Annotated in this window: 9 protein-coding genes and 4 tRNA genes; all 13 read left to right on the top strand. The window is 50.2% G+C overall.

The window, feature by feature from the left end:
• The first annotated feature begins 31 nt into the window (after positions 1 to 31).
• The 13 genes from L2725_RS19830 (at position 32) to hflK (ending at position 10,101) form a co-directional block, all read left to right on the top strand.
• Positions 32 to 107: transfer RNA gene (locus tag L2725_RS19830), tRNA-Gly, on the top strand.
• A gap of 19 nt (positions 108 to 126) precedes the next feature.
• Positions 127 to 202: transfer RNA gene (locus L2725_RS19825), tRNA-Gly, on the top strand.
• A 19-nt stretch (positions 203 to 221) separates the two neighbouring features.
• Positions 222 to 297 (top strand) — tRNA-Gly (locus tag L2725_RS19820).
• 18 nt (positions 298 to 315) lie between these two features.
• A tRNA-Gly gene (locus L2725_RS19815) sits at positions 316 to 391 on the top strand.
• Between the two features lie 144 nt (positions 392 to 535).
• On the top strand, positions 536 to 991 hold the full coding sequence (locus L2725_RS19810) for a hypothetical protein (RefSeq protein ID WP_115137136.1): 456 nt from the start codon (positions 536 to 538) through the stop codon (positions 989 to 991).
• Positions 992 to 1,157: 166 nt separating this feature from the next.
• Positions 1,158 to 2,642 (top strand): NAD(P)H-hydrate dehydratase, encoded by a 1,485-nt coding sequence (locus tag L2725_RS19805; RefSeq protein ID WP_249250549.1) that lies wholly within the window; start codon positions 1,158 to 1,160, stop codon positions 2,640 to 2,642.
• Positions 2,643 to 2,652: 10 nt separating this feature from the next.
• Positions 2,653 to 3,111, top strand: coding sequence for a tRNA (adenosine(37)-N6)-threonylcarbamoyltransferase complex ATPase subunit type 1 TsaE (gene tsaE / locus L2725_RS19800; RefSeq protein WP_115137134.1), 459 nt, complete (start codon positions 2,653 to 2,655; stop codon positions 3,109 to 3,111).
• Between the two features lie 41 nt (positions 3,112 to 3,152).
• Positions 3,153 to 4,442, top strand: coding sequence for an N-acetylmuramoyl-L-alanine amidase (locus L2725_RS19795; protein ID WP_249250548.1), 1,290 nt, complete (start codon positions 3,153 to 3,155; stop codon positions 4,440 to 4,442).
• An 11-nt stretch (positions 4,443 to 4,453) separates the two neighbouring features.
• Positions 4,454 to 6,307 carry a DNA mismatch repair endonuclease MutL gene (mutL, locus tag L2725_RS19790; protein ID WP_249250547.1) on the top strand — a complete coding sequence of 618 codons (1,854 nt, stop codon included), beginning with the start codon at positions 4,454 to 4,456 and terminating at the stop codon, positions 6,305 to 6,307.
• Positions 6,285 to 7,211, top strand: a complete 927-nt coding sequence (miaA, locus tag L2725_RS19785) for a tRNA (adenosine(37)-N6)-dimethylallyltransferase MiaA (protein WP_249250546.1) — start codon at positions 6,285 to 6,287, stop codon at positions 7,209 to 7,211. The genes mutL and miaA overlap by 23 nt, the downstream gene beginning before the upstream one ends.
• Before the next feature lie 96 nt (positions 7,212 to 7,307).
• Positions 7,308 to 7,583 (top strand): RNA chaperone Hfq, encoded by a 276-nt coding sequence (hfq, locus tag L2725_RS19780; RefSeq protein ID WP_248937265.1) that lies wholly within the window; start codon positions 7,308 to 7,310, stop codon positions 7,581 to 7,583.
• 18 nt (positions 7,584 to 7,601) lie between these two features.
• Positions 7,602 to 8,885, top strand: coding sequence for a ribosome rescue GTPase HflX (gene hflX, locus L2725_RS19775; RefSeq protein ID WP_248937266.1), 1,284 nt, complete (start codon positions 7,602 to 7,604; stop codon positions 8,883 to 8,885).
• Positions 8,886 to 8,946: 61 nt separating this feature from the next.
• Complete coding sequence (gene hflK, locus L2725_RS19770; protein WP_249250545.1) at positions 8,947 to 10,101, top strand: FtsH protease activity modulator HflK; 1,155 nt, start codon at positions 8,947 to 8,949, stop codon at positions 10,099 to 10,101.
• The last annotated feature ends 1 nt before the right edge of the window (position 10,102 follow it).

Genomic DNA, 10,102 nt, shown 5'->3' with positions numbered 1-10,102 from the left:
CCAATAGGGTGAAGTCCTTAAAAACTGTGATGCGACATTAGCTCAGTTGGTAGAGCGATACCTTGCCAAGGTATAGGTCATCGGTTCGAACCCGATATGTCGCTCCAAATTTTGCTGAAAAGCACTGCGACATTAGCTCAGTTGGTAGAGCGATACCTTGCCAAGGTATAGGTCATCGGTTCGAACCCGATATGTCGCTCCAAATTTTGCTGAAAAGCACCGCGACATTAGCTCAGTTGGTAGAGCGATACCTTGCCAAGGTATAGGTCATCGGTTCGAACCCGATATGTCGCTCCAAATTTGCTGAAAAGCACCGCGACATTAGCTCAGTTGGTAGAGCGATACCTTGCCAAGGTATAGGTCATCGGTTCGAACCCGATATGTCGCTCCAATCTCCCCCCCCCCGATTTTTCCCCAAACACTCCACCCTTAGATTGATTCATGACCTGTTTATGATTTCGCTCAAAAGTTTCCTGTGGAAACGGATTGATAATGGCGTTAGGCAAAAACGTATTCAATCAGTGGAGGGAATCTTATGCGGATGCAGCAATTGCGGGACGTGCTGGAAAGAATTGCGGAGTGCCATCTGGAGATGCAGGCGCTTTATCGGCGACTGCATAATCATTGTGATTCGGCCAGAACCAAGCTTCTGCTCGAGTATCTTCAACAACATCAACAGCATATCGCTGAAACGATAGAATCCTACATTGATGATGCCCCGAGGCGTATGCTGGATACCTGGTATGAAAACCTGGAGATGGGCGGATTTAAGCAGGCCTGTGAATCTATCGTACCTGTTGCAGGAATGAATGAAGACGATCTGATTGAACTTCATCTTAAGTTTGACAACAGGATTCTTGGATATCTGGAAACATTGGTAGAAGTCGCGCCAACAGGTGAAATTGAAAGCGCCATGTCAGATTTGCTGAGAGTGAGCAAAACCCAGCAGCAGAGGCTGGTTCATTCTGTGATGAGAATGGAAGATATCTGATTCTCTTCTCTAAGCCGGAGACAAAGCCAGAGCCTGCTTGTCTTGACGGTTTGTCTGAAAATCTATCGCAATCGCGTATATTCTTTTAGCAAATAGCCGGGCGATTGGTATTCGTCCGGTATGTTTGTAGCTGAACTCCATATTATGACCACTTCAGGAGAGCGCTATGGCAAAGCATCCCCTTCCCACACATGTTTTCAGTAGCCAGGAGATCCGACAGGCAGAACTGGATCTGGTCAGGTTGGAAAGCATCAGTCTGTTCAGCCTGGTAGAAAGAGCCGCTGCCTCGGCATTTGACCTGCTGTTTTCTCAGGGGCTGCCAGCAACTCCTGTCGTGGTGGCGGGCAGCGGAAACAATGGCAGTGATGCTTTGGTGTTAGCACGTATGTTGGCTGATAAAGGTGCATCGTGCAGGGTGCTTCGACAAGATTCCCAAAAATACACTGATGAAAATGAGCAAGCCTTTGAGCTATTGATGGCAGCGGGTGTGCCAGTTGAATCGCTAAACAGAGATAGTTTGCACTGTGCCTTAACTGGTGCTGACTTGCTGATAGATGGCCTGCTGGGAACCGGAGTCAAAGGGGCTCCCAGGGAAGACGTGAGCGCAATCATCGAGATGATTAACAGTGCGCAGGTGAGTGTTCTGAGCCTGGATCTACCCTCAGGGTTGAATGCGAATACGGGCAGGGTTCACGGTGTCGCGGTAATTGCTGATTTGACCATCTGTTTTGGGGCGCTTAAGCAGGGACTGTTTACCTCAGATGCCAGAGATCATTGTGGCGATATCTGCTTCGGCGATATTGGCCTGCAAGCTGTCTTGCCGGTATCTCGCTGTCGAATGTTGCAGGGCGCCTTTCTTCAGCAAGTGTTCAGGCCGAGACGGCAAAATAGCCACAAAGGCAGTTATGGCAAGGTATGTATTGTGGGTGGCGTTCAGGGAATGTCCGGTGCGGTAAGACTGGCCGGTGAAGCTTGTCTCCGGGCGGGAGCCGGGCTGGTAAAGCTGGTCAGTCATTGGTCTCACGCTTCGACAATCAATCTGGCCAGGCCGGAATTGATGGTTCATGGTTGCGAATTAGTTGATATGGAAACCTATCAGGTACTTGGTTGGCCTGATGTTCTGGTGATGGGGCCAGGATTGGGAGTGGACGACTGGGGATTTAACCTGTTTAAGGCTGCGCTCATGTCTGACAAGCCAATGCTATTGGATGCCGATGCACTTAACCTGTTGGCCAAACAGCCGGAGCAGCGGCGCAATTGGATTTTGACACCCCATCCAGCTGAGGCCGCACGCTTGCTGAATTGCAGTGTAGCGGAGGTTGAAAATGACAGGTTTGCTGCAGTAGATGCGTTGCAAAACCGATATGGTGGCGTGGTTGTTCTTAAGGGCTCAGGCACTCTGATTAGTGATGGTAATGAGGTTGTTGTGGCCCCGGTTGGCAATCCAGGGCTGGCCAGTGGTGGTTGTGGCGATGTGCTTTCGGGTATTATAGGTGCGCTGCTGGCTCAGGGCTTTGCGCCAATGACAGCCGCGGTGGCTGGTGTGATCCTACATGGTGACGCAGCAGATTTAGCCGCAGCCCACGGTATACGTGGAATGTTGGCTTCAGATTTAATGTCGGGCATTCGCCAACTGGTCAATCCTTTATAATTGAGAAATGATGAAAGAGTTAAGTTTTTTTCTGCAAAATGAAGATGATACCGTCGCATTGGGACGGCGTCTGGCGGAGGTCGTTAGCGCGCCTTTGGTCATCTATCTGACTGGTGAGTTGGGTGCAGGCAAGACCACATTCAGTCGCGGCTTGATCCAGAGTCTGGGTCACCAGGGCGCGGTGAAAAGTCCAACATACACCTTGGTGGAACCCTACGAGATTTCCGGTGTCGAAGTATATCATTTTGATTTATATCGGTTGGCTGATCCTGAAGAATTGGAATTTATGGGGATCCGCGATTACTTTTCAGACAAAAGTTTGTGTATTGTAGAGTGGCCTGATAGGGGAGAGGGGTTATTGCCGGAAGCAGATTTGCACCTGCACCTTAGCTATCAGAACAATTCCCGGGATCTGACGATTTCCGCAAAATCACAAAAAGGTGAAGCACTGCTTTCAAAACTAAAATAACGATGGCAAGCATTCGACATAGTTTTCAATTTTGGCTGACAATGGCTTTTTTTCTGGTCAGCCTTGGGGTTATCTCCCCGGCATCTGCTGCCGGGAATAAGCTTAATGGTGTCAGGATTTGGGCTGCTCCGGATTCCACCCGGGTGGTTTTTGACCTCTCCAAGTCACCGGATTACAGCTATTTCACCCTGACCAAGCCAGATCGTCTGGTGGTGGATATGAAGTCTGCTGCCAGTGGCATTGATCTCAGTAAAATCAGTAATAACAGTAAGCTGGTTAAGCGTGTTCGCCTGAGTAAACCGCCACAAAAGGGGACACTCAGGGTAGTGATTGATCTTAACCGTCCTGTGTCTGCCAACCTGTTCGCGCTGAAACCTACGGCTCCCTATGGGGATCGTTTGGTGTTGGATCTGGCAGATTCCAAAGCCCCCTCAAAAACGGTAACGCCTCCCAAGCGAGAGATGCGGGATGTGGTGGTCGCCATTGATGCCGGACACGGTGGTGAAGACCCTGGCTCTATTGGCCCAAGCGGTATGTACGAAAAGAAAATCGTACTGGATATTTCCAAACGGGTAGCGGCAAAAATCAATGGGACACCTGGCATGCGAGCGGTAATGACCCGCAGCGGTGATTACTTCGTTAACCTGAACCAGCGTTCTGAATTGGCCCGCAAGAGTAAGGCAGATTTGCTGATCTCTATTCATGCGGATGCTTTTACCTCTCCTCAGCCCAGGGGCGCGTCGGTATGGGTGTTGTCCCGTCGCCGTGCAAACAGTGAGATAGGTCGCTGGCTGGAGCAAAAAGAAAAGCACTCTGAGTTGTTGGGCGGTGCCGGAGAGATTATTCAAAGTGCGGATAGCGAGCAGTATCTGGCAATGACACTGCTGGATATGTCCATGGACAGATCCATGGCTATCAGTCATTCCATTGCCCATGACGTGCTGTCTGACCTGGGTCATGTGACCAAGCTGCATAAGCATCAGCCTGAGTCGGCCAGTTTTGCCGTACTTAAGTCGCCGGATATTCCGTCCATTCTGGTGGAGACTGGTTTTATCTCCAATCCGGGTGAGGAGAGGTTACTGAAAACTGCGTCCCATCAGGATAAACTGGCCAAGGCGATTCACCGTGGTGTGATGCGATATTTTGAGGCCAACCCGCCGGAGAATACGCTGCTGGCATCCCGGGGCTCGGTTAAACACAAGGTTCGCAGTGGTGAGTCATTGTCTGTGATTGCCCATAGATATGGTGTCACTGTTGCCAGTATCAAACGAGCCAACAAGCTCAAGTCCGATATGTTGCGTGTCGGACAGCAACTGACTATTCCCAGATAACAGGAACCCAAATGGCAATTAAAATATTGCCACCTCAGCTGGCCAACCAGATAGCCGCAGGAGAGGTGGTGGAGCGGCCAGCGTCTGTCGTCAAAGAGCTGGTAGAAAACAGTATTGATGCCGGCGCGCGTCGTATTGATATCGACATCGAGAAGGGCGGCGCCAAGCTTATTCGTATCCGGGATAACGGCGGTGGTATAGTTAAAGACGAATTGGCATTGGCGCTATCCCGTCACGCGACCTCCAAAGTAGAAACCCTGGATGACCTTGAAGCTATCCTGAGTTTTGGCTTCCGTGGTGAGGCGCTAGCCAGTATCAGCTCTGTTTCCAGATTAACCATGACTTCACGTACCGCTGAGCAGTCTGGGGCCTGGACGGCCTATGCTGAGGGTTCAGAAATGGCGGTTAAGGTGATCCCGGCGGCACATCCCGAGGGGACCACAATTGAAGTGGTGGATCTGTTCTTTAATACCCCAGCGCGCAGACGTTTCCTGAAAAGTGACAAAACTGAGTTCGGCCATATTGATGAATGGCTGAAACGTATCGCGCTGGTTCGCAGTGATGTTCACTTTACCCTGTCTCACAATGGCAAAACGGTACGTAATTATCGTCCTGCGACCAATGAGGCTCAATACCTGCAGCGTCTGGGACAGGTCTCAGGCAGGCCTTTTGCTGACAATGCGTTGAGAGTGGACTGCCAACATGACGATATGTCATTGAGCGGTTATCTGCAGTCTCCTGCGTTGGTGCAACCGGCCGATGTTCATTACTTCTACGTTAACGGGCGTCTGGTGCGTGACCGCCTGGTGAATCATGCCGTGCGACAGGCGTTTGCCCAGATGAGTGAGCTGGATCAGCCCGGGTACGTGCTGATGTTGGAACTGGATCCCCATCAGGTCGATGTCAATGTGCATCCAGCCAAACATGAAGTGCGATTCCATCAGAGCCGATATATCCACGATTTTATTCTGCAGGCGCTGCAATCAGCCTTGAGTCAGGCGCATACTTTGCCTGTTAATACCCAGTCTCAGATTGAGCAACCACAAGCGGATTACAGTGCGCAGCCATGGCAGGGAATGAGTTCTCCTGCCGGTGTGGTTTCTCAGGGGAATGATAGAGCGGTAGATGGAATGACCGGCCAGCGCAGTTATTCGGGCAACTACCCTTCTTCTTCCAGCGGGAGTGGGCGCAGTGGCGATTGGTCCGGGAGTGCAGGTCGGGCTGCAGACAGATATGTCAATCCGCAGCCGGATAAAGCGGCAGTTGAAGCCTATGGACAACTGATGCAAACCCCAGGACAAAGTCGTGCCGAACAGGTAAGAGATGCCGCTGATATGCCTCCGGTGCTGGCGGGTAAATTCTGGGTGGTAGCCAAAGACAGTCAACTGATTTTGGTCGATATTGCAGCAGCCGCTGCTGTTTGTCGTAAATCAGGGATCAGAGATAAGCTTGAAACCGGTCTCGTTGGCCAGCCTTTGTTGATGCCGGTATCGGTAGCTGCAGATGAACAGTGGGCTGATACTATCGAGATGCGTGAGACTTTGCTGCGGCGTTTGGGAATTGAGCTGGTTATCAAGTACGGGCAGTTGATTATCAAAAAAGTGCCCCCATATCTAAGAGACAGTCAGCTGGCCAGCAATATTCCTGAGTTATTACAGTGGCTGGCCGCAGAAGAACCTGCCAATGAAGCGCTTGCAGCCTGGCTAACAGCGCAAACTAAAGCCGGTTTCGATGCTGCTGCATCTGTCTGGCAACAGCTGAAACAATATCCTGAAACCCAACAACAGATCCTGGCTCAGGGGCAATCGCTCCCCTGGGAATACTGGTTAGAAGAGCAATTGAGTGAGCACACAACAACAGCCTGAAATTATCCTGCTGATGGGGCCTACGGCCTCTGGCAAAACACAGCTCGCGATTGATCTGGCCACCCATCACAACTGTGAAATTATTTCTGTGGATTCAGCCCTGATCTATCGGGGGATGGATATTGGCACGGCGAAGCCCTCTCAAGAGGAATTGGCACAGGCTCCTCACCGGCTTGTGGATATATTGGATCCGGCAGAAAGTTACTCTGCTGCAGATTTTCGTGCAGATGCGATCAAGGCAATTGAAGAGATAGTTACCAAAGGTAAGACCCCAATATTAGTGGGTGGAACCATGATGTATTTTAAAACGCTGTTGGAAGGGCTTTCGCCACTGCCAAGTGCCGACGAGAGTATCAGAGCGGAAATATTGGCTCAGGCCACTGAACAGGGGTGGCAATCCCTACATGATGAGCTGACACAAATAGATCCTGTATCCGCTCAGCGAATACATCCAAATGATCCTCAGCGTCTATCCAGAGCAATAGAAGTATTCCGGATAAGTGGTAAAACTTTAACCGAATTAACGCAAACCAAATCCACCGCTTTATCTTATCGTGTGGCACAATATGCGATTGCGCCTAAAGAACGTAAAGTGTTGCATGAATTAATCGCCAAGCGCTTTGAGATTATGTTGCAGCAGGGATTTGTTGAAGAAGTCCAACAGTTAAAGCAAAGAGGTGACCTTCACCTTGAGATGCCGTCCATGCGCTGTGTAGGATATCGCCAATGCTGGCAATATCTTGATGGGGAATTTGACCATCAGACAATGGTCGAAAAAGCCGTGGCTGCAACTAGGCAATTGGCCAAGCGTCAATTAACATGGTTGCGCGGCTGGCCAAACCTGGAATGGCTGGAAAGCGGTAATGAAGGAAATTTAAAGACAATTATAAATCGTGGTCACTAGATTATTCGACCGTGCTATATAATACTGAGTTTGAGATACAGTGTGATACAACTGTAATTCTTGATTTTGAAGATAAATTAAAAAAGGAAAGACGAAATGGCTAAGGGGCAATCTTTACAAGACCCATTTTTGAACGCACTGCGCCGCGAGCGCGTTCCAGTTTCTATTTATTTGGTTAACGGCATCAAACTGCAGGGCCAGGTAGAGTCTTTTGACCAGTTTGTTATTTTGCTGAAAAACACTGTCAGCCAAATGGTCTACAAGCATGCCATTTCTACTGTTGTGCCTTCCCGTCCATTTAACGTGGGTGGTCATCAACAGAACCAGGGTGGTTACAACCATCAGCAGGACGACGCCAATCACGGCGAATAAGCTTTAGGGGTTTGCTTCTTGTTTGATCGTTATGAGGCGGGAGAGACAGCGGTACTTGTCCATATCGATTTTTCTGACGAAAACAGTCGGGAAGATCTTGTCGAACTTCAATTATTGGTAGAGTCGGCAGGTGCACGCTCTGTAGGTGTGATAACGGGAAGCCGCCGCGCGCCTGATCGCAAATTTTTTGTTGGTTCAGGCAAAGCTGAAGAGTTAGCTGCCATGGTTGCGGCAACAGACGCCAATGTGGTGATTTTCAATCACGCGTTGACGCCGGCACAGGAAAGAAACCTGGAGATGGTTTGTAAGTGCCGGGTACTGGACCGAACCACGCTGATTCTAGATATTTTTGCTCAGCGGGCCCGTACCCACGAAGGTAAGTTGCAGGTGGAGCTAGCGCAGTTGCGCCACATGTCGACTCGCCTGGTACGGGGATGGACTCACCTTGAACGCCAGAAGGGCGGTATTGGCTTGCGTGGCCCGGGTGAGACCCAGCTGGAAACCGACAGACGTTTATTACGGGGCCGGATTAAGGCTATTAACCGTCGTCTGGACAAGGTTGACCGTCAGCGTGAGCAAAGCCGTCGTGCCCGCCAGCGAAGTGATATGCCCACTGTGTCATTGGTGGGTTATACCAATGCTGGAAAATCTACACTTTTCAATGCATTAACGTCAGCGGAAGTCTATGCTGCGGATCAGTTGTTTGCGACGCTGGACCCCACGTTGCGCAAATTGGAACTGCAGGATGGCGCCGTCTTTCTTGCTGATACCGTAGGCTTTATCCGTCACCTTCCCCACGATCTGGTCGCTGCGTTCAAGGCAACTTTGCAGGAAACCCGTGAAGCAGATCTCCTGTTGCATGTTGTTGACTGTGCAGATGAAAACATGGCTGATAACTTTGAGCAGGTGCAGGAAGTGCTGAAGGAGATTGATGCCCATGAGATCCCTCAGCTCATCATTTGTAACAAAATTGACCTGCTGGAAGAGGTTTCGCCACGTATAGATTATGATGCAGAGGGCGTTCCAACCCGTGTGTGGGTCTCTGCACAACAAAGGTTGGGGCTGGAGCTTATCCAGCAAGCGATTACTGAACTTGTGGGTGACACCATTCATGAAGTGACGCTGAAGATCCCCGCCGCTGCTGGACACTATCTGGGACAGCTATATCGACTGGAAGCTATTCAGGACCAGGAGTACGATGACCTGGGTAACTGTATACTGAATGTACGCCTTTCGGATGCTGACTGGCGAAGATTGCTCAAGCAAAGCGAAGGCGAATTGGAAACCTTGGTTGTTCATTAAGGAACAAATAAGGTATTTTTGGTAGTAATCTCTTTTATTTTATCCGCTTATGGAGTGCTAAATGGCTTGGAATGAGCCCGGAAACAAGGGCAATGACCCTTGGGGAAATAAAGGCAGCAATGATAAGGGGCCACCGGATCTGGATGAGGTGTTTCGTAACCTCTCCAAGCGTTTTGGTGGTAAAGGTTCCGGGTCCTCAGGATCTGGCATCGGTAATTATGGCGTAATTCTGATTCTGGTTATTGCCGCCATCGTCTGGTTCCTGTCTGGTCTCTACTCCGTTAAGGAAGCTGAGCGAGGCGTGGCTTTGCGATTCGGTGAGTACGTAGGTCTGGTTGAGCCTGGCCTGCAGTGGAAGCCTACTTTCATTGAAGAAGTGTATCCGGTTGACGTAGAAACTGTACGTTCTATCCCAGCAGCGGGCAGCATGCTGACGGCTGACGAAAACCTGGTTCAGGTTGAAATGGATGTTCAGTATCGGGTTACCGATCCATATAAATATCTGTTCAGTGCGGTAGACGCCAATTCCAGTCTGCGTGAAGCCACTGACAGTGCGCTGCGTTATGTTATCGGCCACAACAAGATGGACGATATCCTGACGACTGGCCGTGAAGGTATTCGTAACGATACCTGGAAAGAGCTGGAGCGTATTATCGAGCCTTACAACCTGGGTCTTACCGTTGTTGATGTGAACTTCCTGCCGGCGCGTCCGCCTGAAGAAGTAAAAGACGCCTTCGATGATGCCATTGCGGCACAGGAAGATGAGCAGCGTTTCATTCGTGAAGCTGAAGCTTACTCCCGTGAAGTTGAGCCTAAAGCTCGTGGTATGGTAGAGCGTATGTCTCAGCAGGCGGAAGCTTACAAGCAACGTGTCACACTGGAAGCAGAAGGTCAGGTTGCTCAGTTCGAAAAGCTGTTGCCTGAGTACAAGGCTGCGCCGGAAGTAACCCGTCAGCGCCTGTATCTGGATACCATGCAGAAGGTGATGTCCGGCAATAACAAGGTGATCATTGATGCCAAAAACAGCGGCAATATGATGTACCTGCCTTTGGACAAGATGATGGAGCGTAAGCCATCGGGTAATGTATCTGAGTCTTCTTCTCCTAAGGTAACTTCACCTTCGGAACAAGCTAGCTCTGTTAACAGCGTACATTCCAATATGCCTGCAAGCGGGCGCTTGTCCCGCGAAGAACGAATTCGACTGGGGAGGGAATAAC

Origin of the sequence: Shewanella corallii, assembly GCF_023349125.1 — a bacterium.
Taxonomy (GTDB): domain Bacteria; phylum Pseudomonadota; class Gammaproteobacteria; order Enterobacterales; family Shewanellaceae; genus Shewanella; species Shewanella corallii.
The sequence above is the reverse complement of the archived record's forward strand: the minus strand, read 5'-3'. Positions and strand labels throughout refer to the sequence as shown.